The organism is Pseudonocardia charpentierae, from assembly GCF_031845345.1.
GTDB lineage: Bacteria > Actinomycetota > Actinomycetes > Mycobacteriales > Pseudonocardiaceae > Pseudonocardia > Pseudonocardia charpentierae.
This window is the reverse complement of record NZ_JAVREJ010000016.1, coordinates 84,323-105,921: the sequence shown is the minus strand read 5'-3', so window position 1 is coordinate 105,921 and position 21,599 is coordinate 84,323. Positions and strand designations below refer to the sequence as shown.

Sequence of the window (21,599 nt, the reverse complement as noted above, 5' to 3'; positions counted from 1 at the left end):
GCACGTTCGCCGGCGCGAGTCGGCGCGGGCGTGCCGCTACCCGCAGACGCCCTTGGCCTCCAGCACGCGGGCGACGGCGCGGTCGTTGGCGGCCGTGTCGAGGCGGCCGTCGGCCAGGGCCTTCTCGAGCGAGTCGAGGAGCTTGCCGACCGCGGCGGCGTCCTGCGCACCTGAGGACCACAGCGCCTGGTCCGCGCCCGCGGCGAGTGCCGTCAGCACGGCCTCGGGCAGCGTGAAGGTGCCGGTGACCGCCTTCATCGCGCCCAGGTCGTCGGTGACCACCAGGCCGTCGAAGCGGTAGTCGTCGCGCAGGAGCCGGTAGGTCGCCGGGGTGAGCGAGGTGGGCAGGCCGTCGGTGAGCCCGGGTACGTCGAGGTGGCCGACCATCACCACGACCTTTCCCGAACCCAGCAACTGCTCGTAGGGGCGCAGGTCAATCGTGCGGAGCTCGGCGAGCGGCGGCGTGATGACGCGGCCCTTGTGCGAGTCGCCGCTGGCGTGGCCGTGCCCGGGGAAGTGCTTGAGCACGGGCAGGACGCCGGCCGCGCGCAACCCGTCGGCGAACGCTCCGGCGTAGCGGACGACAACCGCTGGGTCGGCGGAGAACGCGCGGTCGCCGATGACGGAGTTCGCGGGCTGGTCGCCGACGTCCACGACCGGAGCGAAGTCGACCGTCACACCCCGGGCCGCCAACGCCGTGCCGCGGGTCAGCGCGAGCGCACGGACCTGCTCCGGGGTGTTGCGTGCGGCCATCCGGCGGGCGCTGGGCAACTGCCCGTCGAGACCGTCGATCCGCTGGACCCGGCCGCCCTCGTCGTCGACCGAGACCGCGAGCGGGGTCGTCGAGACGTCCTGCACCTTGTCCAGGGCCTCGTTGCGCAGCAGTGCGGTGGCGTTGCCGCCGATGAAGATCCCGCCGACCTGCGTGGCGCGCACGGTGTCGACGACCGCGGCCGGATCGGCGGCGTCGACCCCGACGACGAGCCGCTGGGCGAGCCGGTTGCGCGGGGACATCGCGGTGACCGCCGCCGCACAGGGGTCCGGTGCGGCGGTGGGGGTCGCGGGCGCCGCGGTGTCGGACACGGGCACGGAGGCGGCAGGAGGGGCGGCTCCGCCGACGGGCCGGACCGCGACGACGACCCCGGCCGTGATGAGACCGGCCAGCACGCCCGTGAGCAGGACGGTCGCGGGGCGGGGCAGGCGTCGGCGGAGGGGCATCGCCGCCGATCCTCCCGCAGCAGGCGCCCGGGCCGCGGACCGGGGAGCACGGGCGCACGCAGGGTTCGCGCTAGTCGGCACGAACGGGCGAGCGGAATCACGATCCGGGGCGAGATCGAAGTGCCCCGGATCGCACATTCGCTCGCCATTCTGTACCGACTCGCGCGTACGCGACCGGTGGTGCGCGCGCGCCGGGGCGGGTGACCCGCGGACTCGTGAGGCTCGACGCACGCGGTCAGGTGAGCGGCGGGACGCGCTCCGACTCCGGGGGCTACCGGATGGACGAGGCCGAGGAACCTGGGAGGTCAGGGTCCGATCTGAGGGACGGCCTCGGCCTCGTCCACCCGTCCGGGTGGGGTGCCGTCGCCGAACGGGCGGCCGCCGAGCTCCTCGCGGCCGTGCGCGCTGAGCCAGTTGGACACGTCGGGGCCCGTGGGGACGATCCCGGACGGGTTGATCCCGAGGTGCACGCCGTAGTAGTGCTGCTTGATCTGCGCGAAGTCGATCGTGTCGCCGAAACCGGGGGTCTGGAACAGGTCGCGGGCGTACGCCCACAGCACCGGCATCTCCGAGAGCTTCTGGCGGTTGCACTTGAAATGCCCGTGGTAGACGGGGTCGAAGCGGACCAGCGTCACCCACAGCCGCACGTCCGCCTCGGTGATCGTGTCGCCGACCAGGAAGCGCTGCCCCGCCAGCCGCTCCGACAGCGCGTCCAGCCGCGCGAACAGCGTGTCGTAGGCCCGCTCGTACGCCCCCTGGCTCGAGGCGAACCCGCACTTGTAGACCCCGTTGTTGACGTCGTGGTAGACGCCCTCGATCGCCTCGTCGATCTCGGCACGGAGCGCCTCGGGGTAGAGGTCGGGTGCGCCGGGGCGGTGGAACTCCCGCCACTGCGTCGAGAAGTCGAGCGTGAGCTGCTGGAAGTTGTTGGTGACGGCCTTGCCGGTGGCGACCTCGACCATGGTGGGGACGGTCACGCCGTCGTCGTAGCCGGGCTGGGCCTTCTCGTAGGCCTCCCGCAGCCACTCGATGCCCAGCACGGGATCGCGGTTGTCGGGGTCGTTGTGGAAGCGCCAGCTGCGCTCGTCGTGCAGCGGTCCCGCGATGCCCAGCGAGATCGCCTGTTCCAGGCCCAGCAACCGACGCACGATCACCGAGCGGTTCGCCCACGGGCACGCCCTGGCCGCCACGAGCCGGTAGCGGCCGGCCTCGACGGGCCACGGCGACGAGCCGTCGGCGGTGATGCGCTCCATCAGCGCGACGGGCTTGCGCTCGAAGGACTCGCTCGTGGACAAGATGGCCACCATGACCGCAACCTACGTCGACGACCCGGGCACGGCAGCCCGGCTGCCGAAGACCCAGTTGCGCAGCACGACGAACCGCACCACGCCGCCCAGCACGCTGGCCATCGCGACGGCGGACGACTCCTGGAGTGCGGTGGGGTCGGTGACGACCGCGCCGAGGACGAGGAGCACCGTCGAGGAGTACACCGCGTAGAACGCGACGGTGCCCGCGTTCTGCACGTACTCGCGCCTGCGATCGGCCGCCATGCCCGGGAACGTGAACCGCCGGTTGGCCTCCGTGCTCGCCACCGTGCTCAGCACCAGCGCGGCCAGGTTGGCCGGCACCGCATCCCACCAGGTGCGGAACACCAGGTACAGCAGCGCCGACACCGCGGTGCCGAGTACCCCGACGACGCCGTAGCGCGCCAGCTGCCGGACGACCCGGGCGTCCGGTCGCGAAAGCCGCGGGAACACCGGTTGCGTGATCGTCATCGTCATCATCAGCGTCGTCATGCCCCGGCCCTCCTTCCCGCGTTCGTTGTCATGCGTCAACTTTCCCGCGCGAACTGAGGTGCGCACTGTCCGGAACCTGTGAGGAGCCTGTGCGCTTGCACACGCGCCGAGAGCCCCGCGAGCACGCCTAAGATCAGTGCCGTGCGCCCGTTCCGGATCGAGGTGCCCGAGGCCGACCTCGCCGACCTGCGCGACCGCCTCACGCGCACCCGCTGGCCCGATCCCGCGACCGTCGGCGGCTGGACCCAGGGTGTGCCGCTCGACTACGCCCGCGACCTGTGCGAGTACTGGCGGACCCGCTACAGCTGGCGCCGGTGCGAGGCCGAGCTCAACGCGCTGCCGCAGTTCCGCACGTCGCTGGACGGCGGTGGCGACGACGCCGTCGACGTGCACTTCCTGCACGTCCGCTCCCGCCACGCCGACGCGCTGCCGCTGCTGCTGACCCACGGCTGGCCCGGCTCGATCGTGGAGTTCCTCGACGTCGTCGACGCGCTGACCGATCCCCCGGACCCGCGCGACGCCTTCCACCTGGTGATCCCGTCGCTCCCCGGCTACGGGTTCAGCGGCAAGCCGACGCACGCCGGCTGGGGGGTGGAGCGGATCGCCGTGGCCTGGGCGCAGCTCATGGACCGCCTCGACTACGACCGCTACGGCGCGCAGGGGGGCGACTGGGGATCGATGGTCACCGCGGCGCTGGGCTCGGCGATACCGGAGGCGCTCGTCGGGATCCACCTGACGATGCCGATGGCGCTGCGTCCGGACCCCGACGACCAGCCGCTGAGCAAGTCCGAGCGGGCGGCGCTGATGGCCCGCAAGTCGTTCCTGAAGGCCGGCACGGGCTACGCCCGCGAGCAGGCGACCCGCCCGCAGACCCTCGGCTACGGGCTCGTCGACTCCCCCGTCGCCCTCTGCACCTGGATCGTCGAGAAGTTCTGGGACTGGAGCGAGTGTGCGGGCGACCCCGCGAATGCGATCCGGCGCGACCGGCTGCTCGACGACGTGATGCTCTACTGGCTACCCGCGACCGGGACGTCGTCGATCCGGCTGTACTGGGAGAGCTACCGGCGCCGGCGCATGGACCCCGTCGAGGTGCCGACGGGCGTCACGCAGTTCCCCGCCGAGATGACCCGCTTCCCCCGGCACTGGGTGGAGCAGCGGTTCACCGACCTGCGCTACTGGTCCGAGCCGGCTGTGGGCGGACACTTCGCGTCGCTGGAGCAGCCGGAGGTGTTCGTCGACGAGGTCCGGGCGTTCTTCCGGATGGTGCGCTAGCCGAACGTCAGCACGGCGGCGCTGTGGCCGTGCAGGTGGTTGCGCCCGCCGACCGGCCCGATCTCCCCCGCCGCGACCATGCCGGCGACCGCCGCCCCGCCGAGCCGGTCGCGCACCGCGCGGACGTCGCGGTCCGGGCTGCCGAGCAGGGCACGCCGCTCCGCACACGAGAACAGCAGCGCGCCGCGGGGCCCCTGCGCAGGCGCGCTCAGCAGCAGGGCGAGGTCCTCCGCGGCCGTCCCGGCGTCGCGCAGCTGGAAGCGGACCGTCCGGCCGACCTCCACGACGTCGCCGACGACCACCGCGCCGGTGGCCTCGTCGGCGTCGAGGATCCCGCGGACGAGGAAGGCGTCGCGCGGGTGCACATCGACGTACTCGTCGACGACGAGGCCGAGCTGCAGCCCGCGGGCGGTCGCGCGGCGTCGGGCCAGCGGGTGCGCGCTCACCACCTCGGACAGCCGCTGCAGTGCCGGTGCCCCGGCCAGCTCGTAGAGGACGTTGCGCTCGGCACGGGTCACCGTCATCGGCGGGCCGGTCGGGCGGCAGCCCTGGCTCACGGCCGTGCCGACGGTGACGTCGCCGGCGACCAGCAGCCCGACGGCGCCGTGCGCGTGCACCTCGCCGTCGAGGAACAGCCGGTTCGATCCCGGGCCGCCGCGCGCACTGGCCAGGCCGCCGACCACCGGCAGCGCGCCGGTGTGGGGCAGGAACCCGGTGAGCGGGAACGTGTGCGGGTCGACGAACAGGGCCGCGGCGCGGGCGTCGCCGTCCACGGCGGGCATGGAGCGGGCGTCCGGCCGGAACGCCCGGAGACGGGCGCCGGGCAGCGTCGCCGCCCAGACTGCGACCGCCGGTCCGTGGTCGACCCCGCGTCCGTCCGCGCACACTCCCGCGGCGGTGGCGCCGATCGTCGTGCGCGCGCCGCAGGTGCTCATGACCTGCCGAGCGGCGGCTTCGACCGCCTCGATGCGGGCCGGAACACCGGCCGCGACGAAGACGCACAGGAGGTCCGGGGCGATGCCGTCGAGCGGCGCCAGCGCCTGGGCCAGCGCGACCTCGGCGGCGCCTTCCAGATCGGGGCCGATGGCGAGGCCGTCGCCGAACCGGCACGTGCCGACGTCCGGAACGACGGGGGCCGCCGGGACCAGGCCCGCCGTCGGATCACCGGACACGCCCACTCCCCCTCGCCTCGCGCGAGGACCCGGCGTCGGGGCGCTGCAGGCGCTCGCAGGGCGTGCATACCCGGCACGGGAGACAGGAAACCGCACGACACCCGCCCAGCGCGCCGACCATGCGGTAGGCGTCCCGCGAGACGTGGTCAACCGGTGACAGCGCGCAACAACAGGTGCATGCCGGCGTCGACCGAACGGTCGCGGACGTCCGCCCGGTTCCCGGGGATCCGCCGGTCGCGGGCGACCACGACCCCCGACGCCGTCGTCGCGCACAGGCAGACGTAGCCGACGGGCTTGGCCGGGGTGCCGCCTTCGGGGCCGGCCACACCGGTGATCCCGATGCCGACGTCGGCGCCGAGCGCGGTGCGGGCGCCGTCCGCCATCGCCCGGGCCACCTCGGGGGACACCGCGCCGTACGTGTCGATCATCTCGGCGGGCACGCCGAGCAACGACGTCTTGGCCCCGTTGGAGTACGACACGATGCCGCCGAGCACGTACGCCGACGACCCCGGCCGGTCGACGAGCCGCCCGGCCAGCAGCCCGCCGGTGCACGACTCGGCGGTGGCGACCGTCCAACCCCGTCCGAGGAGCGCCCGCGCGAGCAGCTCGTCGGTGCTCGTGCCGTCCGCACTGATCAGCAGCGCGGCGTGCCGGGCGGCCAGCTCCGCGGCGAGCCACTCCGCGGCGTCTTCCCCGCCCGGCTGCGGCCGCAGGTCGACCTCCAGCTCCGAGCGGCGCAGGCAGGTCGTCACCTCGACCGGGGACAGGTCGCGCTCCAGCTCCAGGGCGCGCAGCGTCGCCGCCACCTCCGCCTCGGACAGCCCGTAGTAGCGCAGCTGGCGCCCCGCCGCGGCCGGCACGTCCGCCAGGAGCACCTTCATCGGTCCGCTCGCCAGGGCGGTCGGCCACATGCCCGTCAGCTCGCGCGGCGGCCCGGGCAGCACGACCACGAGCGGGCCGCCGTCGGGTGACACCACGAGGCCGGGCGCCGTGCCGACGGGATCCAGCACGACGGCCCCGCGCGGCACCAGCGCCTGCTTGCGCACCCCGGCGTCACGCGCGTCCGGGTCGTGGTCGATCCGCGGGAACCGGGCGACGATCTCGGCGATCCGCTCCCGCAGGGCCTCGTCGAACTCGAGCTCGAGCCCGGCGAACCGGGCGACGACCTCGCCCGTCAGGTCGTCCGCCGTCGGCCCGAGACCGCCGCTGGTGACGACGAGCACGCACCCGGCGTCGGCGCACTGGCGCAGCGCGGCGGCGAGGTCGTCGGGCCGGTCGCCGACGACGAGCAGTTGCGCGACCTCGAAGCCCAGCGCCGTCAGCTCGTGGGCCAGCCACGGTCCGTTCGCGTCGGCGATGACCCCCGTGACCAACTCGCTGCCGGTCAGCACCACCGCCGCTCGCGGGCGGTGCGGGGTCTGCCGTCCGCCACCTTCGTCCATGTGTTGGACCGTATATCCCCGCAGGCCACGCGGCCCTCTACCCTGTCTCGCGTGGGAACCCGCGTCGTGCTGGCCGAGGACAACTCTCTGCTACGGCACGGTCTCGTACGGCTGATCGAGGGGGCGCCTGACCTCGACCTGGTGGGTTCGGCCGCCGACCTGCCTGCACTGACGGCCCTGATCGAGACGCAGACGCCGGACGTCGTCGTCACCGACATCCGCATGCCGCCCACGAACACCGACGAGGGCATCGCGATCGCGGCCACGCTACGCACGAAGCATCCCGAGATCGGCGTGCTGCTCCTGAGCCAGTACGCGGAGGCCAGCTACGCGCTGACGCTGCTCGCCGACGGCACGGCACGCCGTGGCTACCTGCTCAAGGAGCGGGTGGCCGACGGCGACGAACTCACCGACGCGATCCGTCGCGTCGCGGACGGCGGCTCGGTGATCGACCCGACCGTCATCGAGGGCCTGGTGGCGGCGAACCGGGCAAAGCCCTCGGAACTCGACGCGCTGACCCCGCGCGAGCTGCAGGTGCTGGGCGAGATGGCGCAGGGCAAGAGCAATGCGTCCATCGCCGCGGCGCTGGTGCTGAGCGAGCGGGCGATCGAGAAGCACACGAACTCGATCTTCAGCAAGCTGGGGTTGAGCGAGGAGCGCGACCTCAACCGGCGCGTGAGCGCGGTGCTGGTGTATTTACACAACCGCTGAGGAGGTCCCGTGAACGGGCGCAGTGGGCGTAGTCAGAATTGCGGAAATCGGAGCAGTCGTGAAGCGGCCGCCCGTACCAGTGCGAGCACACCAACGTGACGCTGCTGCTCCAGATCCTGGTGATCTACGTCGCCACGTCCCTCACAGTCGGCCTGCTGCTCGCGGTGGCACTGGGCAGGCTGATCCGTCGCGGTGACCGACGGCGCGAGCAGGAGGTCACCGAACTCGTGCGCTCGCGCGCCGGCGCGAGGCGCCGGTAAGGAGACTCCGGCCGTCCAGGTGCCGGGACATCAACGCCGACGCCAGTGACGAGGCGGCGAAGGCGAAGACGACCAGCAGGTCGGGGTGCGCGGGGACGAGTACCGCGGCGAGCGCTCCCAGCAGGGCGATCCCTGCCGTCGCCCGGGCGGCGACGGACAGCCATCGGCCCACTGCGGGGAGAGCGACGGTCTGGACGGGCGAGGAGCGGTACTGCAGGGGCATCGAGACTCCCGTGGCAAGCGAACAGATGTGGGAGAACTCGCTGAGGGTGACCGTGTTGTTACTCGGTCTCGCGAGTCACTGCGCCAAGCAGCGCAATTCGTGAGTGCGCACTCGGCCTAACAGCACTGATGCATCCCCAGTACCTAACTTAGGGTACTTGCGCGAAAGCGTCTAGTAACAACTGTCGGATCCCGCTCGACCGTTCCCCTGCAAGACCGTGCTGGATCACCGAAAGGGGAAGGTCGATGACGTCCGTTCCGAGGAAGATCGCCATGCTCGTCGTCTCCACCGCCGCGCTGGGCGGCCTGACCGTGCTGGCGGCGCCGGTCGCGTCGGCGGCACCGGCACCGGCCGCCGTGACGGCTGCGCGGCCGCACTGCAAGCCCGCGCACTTCGGCAGGGACTGGCGCTGGGACGACCGCCACCGGGGCGGCCACTGGGATCGTGTGATCAGGAACCGGCGGGGCCACGTGGTGGATGTCAAGCACGTGTGGCGTGACAACCGCTTCTGTGCTCCGCAGCGCCGGCACGGCGGCGACAGGGACTGGGACCGCTGAGTGCGACCCGGGCATCACGTGTGCGCACGTGATGCCCGGGACTCCCGCTGACCGGACAGGTCGGCGGGCGTCCTGCAGTGTGGATCAGAATCTTGTCTACCTCGGCAGAGGGTGATTCGGTGGCGGCCATGACCGTCACCGATCCCACGTTCTACCGCTCCGCCGCCGAGGCCGCCGCCGCACCACGCGAGCACCTGGCCTACGTCGTCGCCTTCGACCGCGCCGCGGAGAAGCCGGACGCACTCACCGTGATCGACGTGGACGAGGACTCGGCGACCTACGGCCAGATCGTCGGCTGGGCGGACCTGCCGACCCTGGGCGACGAGCTGCACCACTTCGGCTGGAACGCCTGCAGCAGCGCGCTCAAGCACGAGGGCCACGACATGACCGGCCTGGAGCGGCGCTACCTGCTGCTGCCCGGCCTGCGCAGCAGCAACGTCCACGTCTACGACACCCAGCCCGACCCCCGCTCCCCCCACCTGCTCAAGACGATCGACGCGAAAGAGCTGGCCGCGAACGCCGGCTACTCCCGCCCGCACACGCTGCACTGCGGGCCGGACGGGATCTTCCTGTCGTGCCTGGGCGGGGCGGACGGCAACGAGGGGCCGGGCGGCATCGCGCTGCTCGACCACGCCACGTTCGACGTGCTGCGCGCCTGGGAGACCGACCGCGGTCCGCAGTACCTGGCCTACGACGCCTGGTGGCACCTGAACAGAGGTGTCGCCGTGACCAGCGAGTGGGGCACGCCGTCGATGATCGAGGACGGGATCGTCCCCGAACTGCTGCTGGGCCAGAAGTACGGCCACTCCTTGCACTTCTGGGACCTCGCCGAGGGCAGGCACCTGCAGGAGGTCGACCTCGGCGCCCAGCACCAGATGGTGCTGGAGCTCCGCCCGAGCCACGACCCCGAGGCGACCTGGGGCTTCGTCGGCGTCGTCGTGTCGACCGAAGACCTGTCGGCGTCGGTCTGGCGCTGGCACCGCGACGGCGACACGTGGACGGCCGACAAGGTCATCACGATCCCGGCCGAGCCCGCGGACCCCGATCTGCTGCCGCCGGCGCTCAAGCCCTTCGGCGCCGTGCCGCCGCTGGTCACCGACATCAATCTCTCCGTCGACGACAGCATGCTCTACGTCTCGTGCTGGGGTACCGGGGAGTTGAAGCAGTTCGACGTGACGGACCCGGCGCACCCGCGCGAGGTGGGGTCGGTGCGCCTCGGCGGGATCGTCGGGCGGGTCGCGCACCCGGCGTCGCCGGAGGAGCGGCTGGCGGGCGGGCCGCAGATGGTCGAGGTGAGCCGCGACGGCCGCCGCGTCTACATCACGAACTCGCTGTACGGGTCGTGGGACGACCAGTTCTACCCGCACGGCGTCGGCGCGTGGATGGCGAAGATCGATGCAGATCCGGCGGGCGGGCTGACCGTCGACGAGCGGTTCTTCCCGCACGGAGAGGAATTCCGCGGTCTGCGGGCGCACCAGGTGCGGCTGCAGGGCGGCGACGCCTCGTCGGACTCGTACTGCTACCGGTAGCCGGTCGCGTCCGGGGAGCGGCCGGGGTTCGCAGCCGGGGTTCGCAGCCGGGGTTCGCAGCCGGGGTTCGCAGCCGGGGTTCGCAGCCCGGGGTTCGCAGCATGGTGGCTTTGCAGCGGTCGGAGTGCAGCAAAGCCACCATGCTGCACTCACCCGGCACCTGCGCTACTCCCCCGCCAGCACCGCCGCCGGCGGGGTGCGCGCCGCCCGCACCGCGGGCACCGCCGACGCCAGCAGCGCCGCCGCGAGCACGGCAGGCCCGATCGCCACGAGCAAACCGACCGGCACCGCGAGGTCGCCGCCCACCCCCACGCCGGTTGCCGTCTCCCACCACAGCACCCGGGCCAGGCCCAGGCCGAGCGGGACGCCGACCACCAGCGCCGGGAGCACGGTCCCGGCGGCCGCGACGGCCAGCGTGTCGCGCACCTGCCCCGGCGTGGCGCCGAGGACCGACAGCACCGCGAGGTCGTGCCGGTGCCGGCGGCCCGCGGCGAGCAGGGAGTGCACCAGGCCGATCCCGGCGACCAGGGTCAGCACGACGGCGAGGAGCCGCGGGAGGAAGAGCAGCTCGGTGAGGTTGCGGACCTCGTCGGGGACCCCCGACGGATAGACCTCCAGCCGCGACGACAGCTCGCGCAGAAGCGGCCCGGCCTGCCCCGGCGCGGCAAGGACCTCGGCCGTGACGGCGGCACCGCCTGCCGCCAGATCCTGCAACTGCAGCCCGGTGACCAGCCCGACCTCGCCGAACGCGTTCTGGGTGTCGGCCTGCACCACGACGATGCCGGTCACGAGCAGGACCACCGGCGCGGCACCGCTGGGTGCGACCGTCACGAAGTCGCCGACCCCCGCGTCCAGGCGGCTCGCGGTCCGCGGGCCGAGCGCGATCTCGCTGCGGCCGTTCGGCAGCGACCCGGTCACCACCTCGATGGGCAGGCTGCCCTTGCGGTGCTCGACGGCGACCACCGTCCGCGGGATCCCGTCGGCCCCCATCGCCACCGACACGCTGTGGACCAGGTCGAGCGCGGCCACACGGGGATCCGTGGTGAGGGCCGCGACGTCGGGCTCCCGGGCGTCGGCGATCGACAGGTCCGCGGCGGACCCGTACCGGGCCGGGGTGTCGACGAGCCGCTGGAGGCTGGCACCGAAGGCGACGGCGACGATGACGCCGGCGATCGAGATGGCCACGCCGGTCACGGTGAGCGCCAGCCGGAGCCCGCCACCGCGCCACGCCAGCCCCAGTCCGGCGAGCAGCACCGGCCGTCGCCCGATCCGGGTCCCGAACCTGCCGGTCGGCGAGGAGGCCGGTCTGCGCCACCGGCGCACCGCCGCCAGAGCCGCACCGGCCGTCGTCGCGACGAACGCGACGGCGAGGCCGCACCCGCCGAGCACGGCGATCCCCCACGGCGGGCGGAAGCCCGGTGCCGGCTCGAACCGGGCCAGGCTGCCCAGCGGTTCCAGCAGGCCCGCCGACAGTGCGATCAGTCCGCCGACCAGTCCGGCGACGACCGCACCGACCAATCCCGCGGCGACCCGGGCCGCCGTCCGCTCGCGTCGGGTCATGCCCAGCGCGCGCTCGATCTCCTGGTTCTCCGGGCTCACCGCGTGGTGCCGGACCAGCCCCTGACCGACGACCAGGAAGCCGCCCAGCCCGAGCACCGCGGCGAAGATCGCGAGCCCGCCGACCAGGACCCGTCGGGCGGTGACGACCGAGGCGTCGACCTCGGACGTCGGGAACGACGGCTCGGGCCGCACGTACGCAGCCGGCCCCACGGGTCGGCCACCGGCGGCGTGCACTGCCGCGACGGCGTCGGCGAACGCCCGGCGCGCGACGGGGCCGGCGTCGGCGAGGCGGGCGAAGCCGGCGAACGCTGCCACCTCCGCAGGATGTGCGCGGGCGAAGGCCGGTGTCGCGATCACGCCGCTCAGCGGGCCGCCCCAGGCCGTAGCACGGGCGATTCCGGCGACGCGCAGCCGCAGCGTCGCCCCGTCCGGCACGCCGAACCCGACGTCGAACCGGCCGATCTCCTCGGGCACGAGCAGGTGCACCGTCATCGTGTCGCCCGGGGCCAGGCGCAGGTCGGCCGCCGTGGGCTCGGACACCAGCACCTCGGACGGGTCGTCGTCGCGCGGGGCGCGACCGGCGACGACGACGGGATGGATCAGATCGGCCGGTCGATCCGCACCGCCGACGATCGAGACGTAGCGCACAGCCGGTCCGTCGACCTGCGCGATCCACGTGTCGGCCACCCAGCTCTCGACGACGCCCGGCAGCGTCGGGAACGCCTCGGCCACGGCGGGCCGCGCTACGGGCACCAGCACCCGGGCGTCGTCCAGACCCACGGCGGCCACCAGCCGCGGGTAGGCGGTGGCGGTGCGCACCGCGACGGCCGCCGACGCCAGCACGACCCCGCCGACCAGCCCGAGCAGCAGCCCCAGGCCCACCAGGCCTCGCCAGCGGTGGCGCAGCTCGGCCCGGGCCGTCAGCCGCACGGCCGCCCACGCGAACCCGGCAGGTGTCGTGGTGTCGCGTCTCGTCGGGTCGGGGGACACGCTACTCCGCCGCCAGCACGGCCGCGGGCGGCGTGCGCACGGCCCGGGCGGCCGGGATCGCGGCCGCCAGCAGCGATCCGGCGACGAGACCGGGCCCGATCATGAGCAGCAGTGCCACCGGGACGGCGACGTCGCCGCCGACCCCGGTCGACGTCGCGACCTCCCACCACACGACCCGGGCCACCCCGAGGCCGACGGGCACACCGACGACCACGGCGGGCAGCACCGTGGCCAGCGCCGCCACCGCCAGCGTCGCCCGCACCTGCCCGGGCGTCGCCCCGAGCGCGGTGAGCACGGCCAGGTCGCGCCCGTGCCGACGGCCGGTCGCGAGCAGCACGTGCACCACGGCGGCGGCCCCCACCGCGGCCAGCACGAACGCCAGCACCTCCGGCAGCATCAGCAGGTCGCCGAGGTTGCGGATCTCCGGCGGGGTCGGGGTGCCGTGCACCTCCAAGCGCGAGGAGAGCTCGCGGAACAGGAAGTCGGCGCGGTCCGGCGCGGCGAGGAGGTAGGCGTTGACGAACGGCTGGGTGCCGGTCGCGAGTGCGCGCAGTTGGCCGGGGACGACGACACCGCCCTCGCCGAGCGGGTCGTCGGCGTCGCCGCGGGACACGACGATCCCGGTGACGCGCAGCGGCACCGGCGGCCCCGCGACCGGCCGCACGGGCACGGTGTCGCCCACGCCGATCCCGAGCCGGTCCGCGGTGCGCGGCTGCACCGCGATCTCGCCGAGGCGCGCGGCGGGGCGGCCGGCGACGGTCTCGACCGGCATCTGCCCCTTCCGGTGCTCCACCGACAGCAGTTGCAGCGGCCCCGCGTCGTCGCCGAAGGTCACCGGGACGGTGGTCACGACGTCCAGCGCGGCGACCCGGCGGTCCGCGACGAGCTCGGCGACGTCGGGCTCACGGGCGTCGACGATCGTGAGATCACTCGTCAGGCCGTAGCGCCCGGGGGTGTCGACGAGCCGTTGCAGGCTCGCCTGGAACGTCACCGTCGTGACGATCGCCACCACCGCCAGCCCGAGCCCGACCACGGTCGCCGTGGTCCGGACGCCACCCGCGGACCGGGGACCGCGCCACGCCAGCCCGATCCCCGCCAGCACCGCCGGCCAGCGGCCGAGCGGGGCGTGGCCGCCCGACGGGAGCGGGGGGACGGCCCGGCGCGGGCGTGCGACGACCGCCGCGGCCCCCGCCGTCATCGCCATGAACAGCAGCGCGAGGACCGCCCCACCACCCAGGGCGACGGCCCACGGCGGCCGGAACCCCGGCGTCGGTTCGAAGCGGGCCTGGCTGCCGAGCGGCCCCACCAGCCCGGAGGCGAACCCGACCGCGGCGCCCGCCACCCCCGCGGTGGCGGCTCCGACCGCACCGGCCAGCACCCGCGCCACCGCGCGCTCGGCGAGGGTCATCCCCAGTGCGCGCTCGATGCGCTGGACGTGCCGGCGGTTGCCGTGGTGCCGCAGCAACCCCTGCGCGACCACCAGGAGGCCGCTCAGCCCCACGACCACGCCGAACACGACCAGCCCCACGAGGAGGACGACCTGCGCGGCGCGCACCGTCGGGTCGATGCCGGAGGTCGGGAACGCGGGCTCGGGACGGAGCAGCCCGTCCAGCGGGGAGGTGTACGGGTCGGCGGCGTAGGCGGCGGTCAGGGCCGCGGTGAAGGCGTCGCGGGACACCGGGTCGGTGGACCGCAGCCGGACGAACACGCCCCGGGCCGAGACGTCCGCCGCGTGCGCACGGGCGAAGGCCGGCGTCACGACGAGGTCCGTCACCGGCTCGGCCCAGGTCGGGGCACGGGCGATGCCGACCACCCGCACCCGGGCGAAGCCTCCGTCCGGCTGTCCGAACCCCTCGGAGAACCGGGCGATCTCCTGGGCCAGCAGCAGCCGCAGGATCACCTCGTCGCCGACGCGGACGCCCAGGTCCGCAGCGGCGGGCTCGCCCACGAGGATCTCGTCGGCAGCGTCGGCCCGGGGTGCCCGCCCCGCGATCACGACGGGCTCGGCGAGCCCGGGCGGGTGGTCGGGGCCGCCGCTGAGGGAGACGAACCGGACGGCCGGGGTGTTGATCTGGGCGATCCAGGAGACGGGCGTCCAGCTCGCGGTCACCCCCGGCATCGTCGGGACCTTCTCGAAGACCGTCGCGTGCGCGGCCGGCAGGAGGACCTGCGCATCGGCGACGCCGATCGCCGCTCCCAGCCGGGCGTGGGCCGTCACGGTCCGGTCGGCGACGGCCACGGTGCCCAGCACGACGCCGCCGACCAGCCCCAACATGAGCCCGAGCGCCACCAGCCCGCGCCACCGCGTGCGCAGCTCGGCGCGCGCCACCAGGCTCACCGCGCCGAGCGAGGAGCTGATCGAGCCCGCCACGTGGCTCAGTCACCCACCGGGACGGTCCGGCGGGCGGCCGGGACGGGAGCCCTGCGGGGCACCGGGGTACGGCCGACGACGACGGTGCCGTGCCCCGGCGACGCGCGCCACGCCACCTCACCACCCAGCGCCCCGATCCGGTCGGCCATGTTCGACAGACCCGCGCCGGCCGGGGTGGTCGCGGGGTCGAAGCCGGGGCCGTCGTCGGCGACCTCGAACCGCAGCTCCCCCGGCACGGCCTGCAGGGTGATCCTCACGGACGCGCCGGGAGCGTGCTTGCCGACGTTGGCCAGCGCCTCCAGGCAGCAGAAGTAGATGGCGGCCTCCACCTGCTCGGGATGGCGGCCCAGGTCCGTCGCCGACACCGTGACGGCCAGCGGGCTGCGCTTCGCCGCAGCTCGCAGCGCCTCCTCCAGCCCGGAGTCGCGCAGCAACGGCGGATAGATGCCGTGGGCCAGGTCGCGCAACGATCCGATCGACTCGCGGACGCCGCGGTCGAGCTCGTCGAGCAGCTCGAGGTCGGCGGGTGACGCCGCGGTGGCGAGGCTGTCGCGGACCAGCCGGATGCCGACCGCGAGCGCCACGAGGTGCTGCTGGGCGCCGTCGTGCAGGTCGCGCTCGATCCGCTTGCGCTCGCCGTCCGCAGTGGTGACCAACCGGCGGCGGGAGGCCTGCAGGTCCACGTTCGCCTGTCGCAGGTCGGCGAGCGTGGCCTGCAGCGCCTCGTCCAGGCTGCGGTTGCGCAGCACGATCGCCAGCCGGCGGGCGACCTCGGCCAGCGCCCGGTCGTCCGCCGTGCTGAACGGCAGCGCGTCCGGCGGGCGCTCGATGAGGACCAGCGCCAGGACGCTGTCGCCCTGCAGGGCAGGCGCGAACCGCAACTGCCGGTCGGCCTGCTCGTCGGCATGCTGGCGCCCGTCGAGCAGCCGCGGCACCCACAGCCGCAGCCACCCCGGCCCTGCCACACCCGCGCGGCGCAGCATGCCCAGCTCGGCGGGGTCGAGCGGCGGCGGAACGGGGTCGGCGTCGGGGTCCAGCGCGCTCGGCACGACGAGCGTGCGGTGAAGCCCCGGCGCCGCCCGGCCGCCCAGCAGCGAGTTCGATGCCGCGTTCGACGCCGCGGCCGGGTCGTCCAGACCCGTCCAGACCTCCACCCGGGACAGCTGCCAGTCGCGGCGCATCGACTCGGCCAGAGTGCGCAGCAGGTCGTCGACCGGGCTGCCCCGGCCGGCGTTCTCGGCGAAGTCGGCGAGCAGCTCGTCCGGGGAGCGGCGGACGGCGTGCATCGCGGCGCGGGTCCGCCGGGCCGCCCGGCGTGCGAACGGTCCGGCGCACGCCGCGGCGATGACGATCGCGGCCGCCGCGGGCCCGACGACCCGGCGCTCGGCACCGGCCGGGAGCCTGCCGAGCAGGAGCAGCAGCGCGACCAGCCCGAGCAGCACCGACGCACCGACCGCCGCCACCGACGCGGTGGCGACCAGCACCCCGATGCTCGACCTGCGGGCCCGCGCGCTCGCCCCGGCGGCGAGCCCGGCCAGCACGGCGAGGCCCGCGAGTACCGCGACCGCACCCGGTGCGAGCGCGGCACCGAGGAACTCGACGGCGGCGCCGAGCACGCCGACCGTGACGGCGACGAGCAGTCCCGCGACGAAGAGGGCCAGGCGGGCCCGGCGGCCAGGACGGTCGTTCACGACGCTCATGGCCCGGACCCGACGTAGCGCTGTGCGCCACCGGGGTCGGCATCCCCGGCGTCGGTCCGGGGGCGCAGCCGGGTGCGACGCCCCGTCAGCGCGTCCACCCACAGCGGACCCGACGGGGCCACCAGCGGGTCGACCGGCTCCCCCGCGTCGTCGCTCTCCCCGTCGACCACGCTGTCTTTCCCGCTGTCGACCACGCTGTCGACCACACAGCCGTCGCGCATCCGCACGACCCGCTCCGCGCCCGCGGCGACCTCGCGGTTGTGCGTGACCATGAGGATGGTCTGGCCGGCGGCGTGCAGCCGCCGGAACAGGTCGAGCACCTCGGCCGCACCCGCGGAGTCCAGCGCTCCGGTGGGCTCGTCGGCGAGCAGCAGCGTGGGCTGGTTCGCCAGCGCCCGCGCGATGGCCACGCGCTGGCGCTGCCCCCCGGACAGGGCCCCGGGCCGTTCCGCGGCGCGGTCCAGCAGGCCGAGCGTGTCGAGCAGGTCGCGGGCGCGGGCCGTGGCCTCGGTCGGCCGGCACCCGGCGATGAGCGCGGCGAGCGCCACGTTCTCCAGGGCCGAGAGGTGCTCGATGAGGTGGAAGAACTGGAACACCAGCCCGACGTGGCGCCGGCGCAGCCGGGCGAGCTTCGTGCTGTTGAGCTCCTCGGTGCGCACCCCGGCGAGCGCGACCGTGCCCTCGTCCGCCCGGTCCAGCCCGGCGACGAGGTGCAGCAGCGTCGACTTGCCGCTGCCCGACGGCCCCATCAGCGCCACGAACTCGCCGGCCCGCACCGTGAGGTCGGCGCCGCGCAGCGCGCGGACCGGCGGCGCGCCGTAGGTCTTGCGCAGACCGCGGACGACGAGGTGGGGCACGCCGGGGTCGGGCGGCGGGTGGTCGACCACGGGGGTCAGCGTAGGCCGGAACCCCGTCAGGAACCGCCGCCCGGTACACAGACCACCGGGCGGTCCGACAGCTGCAGCAGCTTGTGGGCGACCGATCCGAGCAGCAACCCGCGCAGCGGGCTCTCGTTCCAGATGCCGACGACGATCACCTCGGCGTCGTGCTGGTCCGCGGCCGCGACCAGCGCCGGGGCGGGCCGGTCGTCGACGACCTGCACCACCGTGCGCACCCCGGCCGCCTCGGCGGCCGCGACGGCGGGGCCGGACACGGCATCGTCGAACTCCTCGATCGCCTCCCGCGCCTCGCCGGCCTCCTCCCCGACACCGCCGGGTGGGGCCACGCCGTGCACGAGCACGAGCGGCACGTCCAGGCTGGCGGCGAGCCGCACGGCGAGGGCCAGGGCCCGATCCGCGCCGGGCGACCGGTCCAGTCCCAGCACGACACTCTTGCCGGTCATCGCTCAACCCCCACACTCTGCGGGCCACCGGTGGCCGGGTCGCCGGGCGCCGGATCGCCCGTCACCGGGTCGGGGGCCACCCCCGGCCGTTCCCGCCAGAACTCGCGGTGCCGGATCCGCCAGAAGATCATGAACGCCACGCCGACGAGGAAGATCGCCACGCCGATCACCAGCGGCGGCCCGAGGCCGAACCAGGCCACGCCGGTGGACGAGGCCTCCGGATCGTTGAGGTCGATCGCCGAACGGATCAGCAGGAAGATCAACAGGGCCGAACCTGCGAGCGGGCCGATGCCGATGAGCAGCAGGTTCTTCACGCTGCGCCGCAATTGGCGGCGGTAGTAGACCGCGCAGGCGATGCCGGTGAGCGAGTAGTAGAAGGCGATCAGCAGCGAGAGCGCGGTGAGCGAGTCGAGCAGGGCGTTCTCACTGATCAGGTTGATCAGGACGTACCAGCTGATGGCGATGGCCGCGACCAGCCAGGTCGAGACGTCCGGGGTGCGGAACCGCGGGTGGATGTGGGCCAGCCGGCGGGGCAGCGCCGCGCGGCGCGCCATCGACAGGCCGGTCCGCGACGCGGGGATGATCGTGGTCTGGGTGGACGCGAGCGCGGCCGTGGCCACCGAGACCAGCAGCACCCAGTCCCAGCCACCGAGCACCTGCTCGCCGAGCAGGGCGAAGATCAGCTCCGCCTCGCCCTCGTTCTCGGCGAGGAACGCCGTGCCGGCGAACGCGACCACGGCGTAGGCCACCGCGATGTAGGTCACCAGCAGCACGACCGTGGAGACGATCGCTGCCCGGCCGGGGGTCGACTCGGAGTCGGTGGTCTCCTCGGTGAGGTTGACCGCCGACTCCCACCCCCAGTAGGCGAACACGCCGAGCAGCAGCCCTGCAGTGAGTGCCGCGCCGCCCTCGGCGAAAGGATTGAGCCACGTGATCGACGGCGTGAGCGGCTCGAGCGGGCTGTCGCCGGTGAGCGCCCGACCGAGCGCCACCCCGGCGAACACCAGCAGCGACGCCACCTGGGCGAGGATCAGCATGTTCTGGAAGCGCGCCGACACCTCGGTGCCGATCACGCAGAGCGCGGTCATCGCCAGGACGACGACCACGACCAGCGGGATCACGATGGCGTTGTTGGACGCCGCGTCGTCGAGCCCGAACGCCAGCAGGCCGAACCGGACGGCCGTGTCGGCGAGCGAGCCGGTGACCAGCACGCCGGTCATCGCGATCGCCCAGCCGCCGATCCAGCCCACCCAGGGCCCCATCGCGCGGGTGACCCAGGAGAACGTCGTGCCGCAGTCCTGGTCGGCCTTGTTGAGGTAGTAGAAGGCCGACGCGATCATCAGCATCGGCACGAACGACGCCAGCAGCACGCCCGGTGCGTAGACGCCGACGAGCGCGACCACCGGGCCGATGATGGCCGCCAGCGAATACGCGGGCGAGGTGGACGCCAGGCCGATCACCAACGCGTCGAGGAACGAGATGGCGCCGTGCTTGAGCTCCGCCTCGGGGGCGCGTTCCGCGGGAACCGAAGGGTCCACACTCGTCATGGGGATCTTTATCCCAGCCTGACCATTCACCCACAAGGCGCGCGCAGGTTACGTTCTGGTAGTCCGTATGCCGAACTCGTGACCCGGAGTGACCAGTGCGCATACTCCTTGTGGGTGCCGGTGGTGTGGGTGGCGCGGCTGCGGCCATCGCCGCCCGACGTGACTTCGTCGAATGCCTGGTCGTGGCCGACTACGACCTCTCCCGCGCCGAGGCCGTGGTGGACCGGGTGAGCGACCCGCGGCTCGTCGCCGTGAAGCTCGACGCGACCGACGAGATCGCCGTCCAGGAGGCGCTGGCGGCCCACGGCGCCACCGCGCTGCTCAACGCGACCGACCCGCGGTTCGTCATGCCGCTGTTCCGCGCGGCGCTGGCCGGCGGTGCGACCTACCTCGACATGGCGATGTCGCTGTCGGCGCCGCACCCCGAGACGCCCCACGAGCGGACCGGCGTCATGCTCGGCCACGAGCAGTTCGCGCTGGAGGCGGCGTGGCGCGAGGCCGGTGGGCTCGCGCTGGTCGGCATCGGCGTCGAACCGGGGCTGTCGGACGTCTTCGCCCGCTACGCCGCGGACCACCTGTTCTCCCGGATCGACGAGCTGGGCGTGCGCGACGGTGCGGACCTGCAGGTGGAGGGCCACGAGTTCGCGCCGCCGTTCTCGATCTGGACGCTCATCGAGGAGTGCCTCAACCCGCCGGTGGTGTGGGAGCGCGAGCGCGGCTGGTTCACGACGCCGCCGTTCAGCGAGCCCGAGGTGTTCGACTTCCCGGCCGGCATCGGCCCGCTGGAGTGCGTCAACGTCGAGCACGAGGAGGTGCTCCTGATGCCGCGGTGGGTGGACGTGCGCGAGCGGGTGACCTTCAAGTACGGGCTCGGCTCGTCGGTGATCGCGACGCTGCGGACGCTGCACCAGCTGGGGCTGTCGTCGACGGTGCCGGTGCGGGTCGGCGACGCGTGGGTGTCACCGCGCGAGGTGGTGGCGGCCTGCCTGCCCGACCCCGCGACGCTCGGCGCGGCGATGACCGGCAAGACCTGCGCCGGGCTGTGGGCGCGCGGCGTCGGGAAGGACGGCGAGCCGCGGGAGGTCTACCTCTACCACGTGGTCGACAACGCGTGGTCGATGCGCGAGTACGGCTGCCAGGCGGTGGTGTGGCAGACGGCGATCAACCCCGTCGTCGCGCTGGAGCTGCTGGCGACGGGCGCGTGGTCGGGGACGGGCGTGCTGGGCCCGGAGGCGTTCGACGCGGTGCCGTTCCTGGATCTGCTCACGGAGTACGGCTCGCCGTGGGAGATGCGCGAGGGCGGCTGAGCGGACCTCACCACCGCCACCAGCGGCGCCGGGGACGGTCGGCGCGGGCGGCGGCGTCCGCGGCACGGCGCTCGGCGGCCCGCCGGTCCGCTACGGCGGCGCGGTCCGCGTGCCAGCGGGCCACGACGGCGTCGACGTCCACCGGCCCCACCGGTACCGCAGGCCCGACCGGCGCGCGCACCCACTCCGCGATCCGCCGGTTGAGCTCGCGGACGACCCCGCGCACGGCCTGCTCGTCCGGCAGGCCCGACAGGGTGTCGGGCAGCCGCTCGATCTCCCGCCGCAGCTGCAGCGGGGTGGGCAGCAGGGGCTCGGACGAGAGCCCCTCCCGGCGCAGGTAACCCTTGACCCACCAGTCCTCGTCGTCCGGCCCGTCGAGGCCGGGGAGTGGTTTGCCCTTGCCCGGCAGGTCGTCGAAGTCGCCGCGCTCGTGGGCCAGGCGGATCTGCCGTTCGACGAGCGTCTCGTGCCCGGTTTGATCCGACGCGGGGCGGCCGCCTCGCACGGAGTGCGGGGCGGACGCGTCGTGGTCGGATCGGTCACAGTAGCCGTCCGCGTACCACCGACGGCGGCGTGCCTCCTCCATGCCTCCAGTATCCGGA

The 21,599-nt window shown here is 74.1% G+C and carries 18 protein-coding genes; 5 read left to right on the top strand and 13 right to left on the bottom strand.

What is annotated here, in order from left to right; translation table 11 throughout:
- Positions 1–36 precede the first annotated feature (36 nt).
- The 3 genes from RM445_RS21425 to RM445_RS21415 form a co-directional block, all read right to left on the bottom strand.
- Complete coding sequence (locus tag RM445_RS21425) at positions 37–1,218, bottom strand: glycoside hydrolase family 3 N-terminal domain-containing protein (protein WP_311558598.1); 1,182 nt, start codon at positions 1,216–1,218, stop codon at positions 37–39.
- A gap of 305 nt (positions 1,219–1,523) precedes the next feature.
- Complete coding sequence (locus RM445_RS21420) at positions 1,524–2,525, bottom strand: glutathione S-transferase family protein (RefSeq protein ID WP_311558597.1); 1,002 nt, start codon at positions 2,523–2,525, stop codon at positions 1,524–1,526.
- 9 nt (positions 2,526–2,534) lie between these two features.
- Complete coding sequence (locus RM445_RS21415) at positions 2,535–3,014, bottom strand: GtrA family protein (protein WP_311558596.1); 480 nt, start codon at positions 3,012–3,014, stop codon at positions 2,535–2,537.
- 141 nt (positions 3,015–3,155) lie between these two features.
- On the opposite strand from RM445_RS21415, the gene RM445_RS21410 reads away from it, so the two are divergent.
- Positions 3,156–4,286: an epoxide hydrolase family protein gene (locus tag RM445_RS21410; protein ID WP_311558595.1), complete on the top strand. Its 1,131-nt coding sequence runs from the start codon at positions 3,156–3,158 to the stop codon at positions 4,284–4,286.
- Here the strand turns inward: RM445_RS21410 and RM445_RS21405 are convergent.
- Both RM445_RS21405 and RM445_RS21400 read right to left on the bottom strand, forming a co-directional pair.
- Positions 4,283–5,458, bottom strand: a complete 1,176-nt coding sequence (locus RM445_RS21405) for an FIST signal transduction protein (RefSeq protein WP_311558594.1) — start codon at positions 5,456–5,458, stop codon at positions 4,283–4,285. The genes RM445_RS21410 and RM445_RS21405 overlap by 4 nt on opposite strands.
- Before the next feature lie 146 nt (positions 5,459–5,604).
- Entirely contained in the window at positions 5,605–6,900 is a 1,296-nt protein-coding gene (locus RM445_RS21400) for a competence/damage-inducible protein A (protein ID WP_311558593.1), read from the bottom strand.
- Positions 6,901–6,951: 51 nt separating this feature from the next.
- Here RM445_RS21400 and RM445_RS21395 point away from each other — a divergent pair, with 51 nt between their 5' ends.
- Positions 6,952–7,611: a response regulator transcription factor gene (locus tag RM445_RS21395; protein ID WP_311558592.1), complete on the top strand. Its 660-nt coding sequence runs from the start codon at positions 6,952–6,954 to the stop codon at positions 7,609–7,611.
- Positions 7,612–7,827: 216 nt separating this feature from the next.
- On the opposite strand, the gene RM445_RS21390 is transcribed toward RM445_RS21395, so the two are convergent.
- Positions 7,828–8,094, bottom strand: a complete 267-nt coding sequence (locus RM445_RS21390; protein WP_311558591.1) for a hypothetical protein — start codon at positions 8,092–8,094, stop codon at positions 7,828–7,830.
- A gap of 245 nt (positions 8,095–8,339) precedes the next feature.
- On the opposite strand from RM445_RS21390, the gene RM445_RS21385 reads away from it, so the two are divergent.
- Positions 8,340–8,651: a hypothetical protein gene (locus tag RM445_RS21385; protein WP_311558590.1), complete on the top strand. Its 312-nt coding sequence runs from the start codon at positions 8,340–8,342 to the stop codon at positions 8,649–8,651.
- A gap of 128 nt (positions 8,652–8,779) precedes the next feature.
- On the top strand, positions 8,780–10,180 hold the full coding sequence (locus tag RM445_RS21380; protein ID WP_311558589.1) for a selenium-binding protein SBP56-related protein: 1,401 nt from the start codon (positions 8,780–8,782) through the stop codon (positions 10,178–10,180).
- Between the two features lie 165 nt (positions 10,181–10,345).
- Here RM445_RS21380 and RM445_RS21375 read toward each other — a convergent pair whose 3' ends face one another.
- Genes RM445_RS21375 through RM445_RS21350 form a run of 6 tightly spaced genes read right to left on the bottom strand, consistent with a single transcriptional unit; the run spans position 10,346 to position 19,690 of the window.
- A complete protein-coding gene (locus tag RM445_RS21375) occupies positions 10,346–12,730 on the bottom strand; it encodes an FtsX-like permease family protein (RefSeq protein WP_311558588.1) in 2,385 nt (794 codons plus the stop codon).
- 1 nt (position 12,731) lies between these two features.
- Positions 12,732–15,101: an FtsX-like permease family protein gene (locus RM445_RS21370; protein WP_311558587.1), complete on the bottom strand. Its 2,370-nt coding sequence runs from the start codon at positions 15,099–15,101 to the stop codon at positions 12,732–12,734.
- Between the two features lie 5 nt (positions 15,102–15,106).
- Positions 15,107–16,801, bottom strand: coding sequence for a sensor histidine kinase (locus RM445_RS21365; protein WP_311558586.1), 1,695 nt, complete (start codon positions 16,799–16,801; stop codon positions 15,107–15,109).
- Positions 16,798–17,688, bottom strand: a complete 891-nt coding sequence (locus RM445_RS21360; RefSeq protein WP_311558585.1) for an ABC transporter ATP-binding protein — start codon at positions 17,686–17,688, stop codon at positions 16,798–16,800. Before RM445_RS21360 ends, RM445_RS21365 begins: the two co-directional genes overlap by 4 nt.
- Before the next feature lie 26 nt (positions 17,689–17,714).
- The gene (locus tag RM445_RS21355; protein ID WP_311558584.1) at positions 17,715–18,143 is read right to left on the bottom strand and encodes a universal stress protein; all 429 of its coding nucleotides are present in this window, start codon (positions 18,141–18,143) and stop codon (positions 17,715–17,717) included.
- Positions 18,140–19,690 carry an APC family permease gene (locus RM445_RS21350; protein ID WP_311558583.1) on the bottom strand — a complete coding sequence of 517 codons (1,551 nt, stop codon included), beginning with the start codon at positions 19,688–19,690 and terminating at the stop codon, positions 18,140–18,142. The genes RM445_RS21355 and RM445_RS21350 overlap by 4 nt, the downstream gene beginning before the upstream one ends.
- Before the next feature lie 95 nt (positions 19,691–19,785).
- On the opposite strand from RM445_RS21350, the gene RM445_RS21345 reads away from it, so the two are divergent.
- Entirely contained in the window at positions 19,786–20,997 is a 1,212-nt protein-coding gene (locus RM445_RS21345; RefSeq protein ID WP_311558582.1) for a saccharopine dehydrogenase family protein, read from the top strand.
- A 7-nt stretch (positions 20,998–21,004) separates the two neighbouring features.
- Here RM445_RS21345 and RM445_RS21340 read toward each other — a convergent pair whose 3' ends face one another.
- Complete coding sequence (locus tag RM445_RS21340) at positions 21,005–21,583, bottom strand: DnaJ family domain-containing protein (RefSeq protein ID WP_311558581.1); 579 nt, start codon at positions 21,581–21,583, stop codon at positions 21,005–21,007.
- Positions 21,584–21,599: the final 16 nt, after the last annotated feature.

Coding starts and splice junctions, on each gene's coding strand:
- RM445_RS21340 (WP_311558581.1), bottom strand. CDS start 21,583: ATGGAGGAGGCACGCCGCCGTCGGTGGTACGCGGACGGCTACTGTGAC.
- RM445_RS21385 (WP_311558590.1), top strand. CDS start 8,340: ATGACGTCCGTTCCGAGGAAGATCGCCATGCTCGTCGTCTCCACCGCC.
- RM445_RS21415 (WP_311558596.1), bottom strand. CDS start 3,014: ATGACGACGCTGATGATGACGATGACGATCACGCAACCGGTGTTCCCG.
- RM445_RS21365 (WP_311558586.1), bottom strand. CDS start 16,801: ATGAGCGTCGTGAACGACCGTCCTGGCCGCCGGGCCCGCCTGGCCCTC.
- RM445_RS21420 (WP_311558597.1), bottom strand. CDS start 2,525: ATGGTGGCCATCTTGTCCACGAGCGAGTCCTTCGAGCGCAAGCCCGTC.
- RM445_RS21400 (WP_311558593.1), bottom strand. CDS start 6,900: ATGGACGAAGGTGGCGGACGGCAGACCCCGCACCGCCCGCGAGCGGCG.
- RM445_RS21390 (WP_311558591.1), bottom strand. CDS start 8,094: ATGCCCCTGCAGTACCGCTCCTCGCCCGTCCAGACCGTCGCTCTCCCC.
- RM445_RS21355 (WP_311558584.1), bottom strand. CDS start 18,143: ATGACCGGCAAGAGTGTCGTGCTGGGACTGGACCGGTCGCCCGGCGCG.
- RM445_RS21350 (WP_311558583.1), bottom strand. CDS start 19,690: ATGACGAGTGTGGACCCTTCGGTTCCCGCGGAACGCGCCCCCGAGGCG.
- RM445_RS21380 (WP_311558589.1), top strand. CDS start 8,780: ATGACCGTCACCGATCCCACGTTCTACCGCTCCGCCGCCGAGGCCGCC.
- RM445_RS21425 (WP_311558598.1), bottom strand. CDS start 1,218: ATGCCCCTCCGCCGACGCCTGCCCCGCCCCGCGACCGTCCTGCTCACG.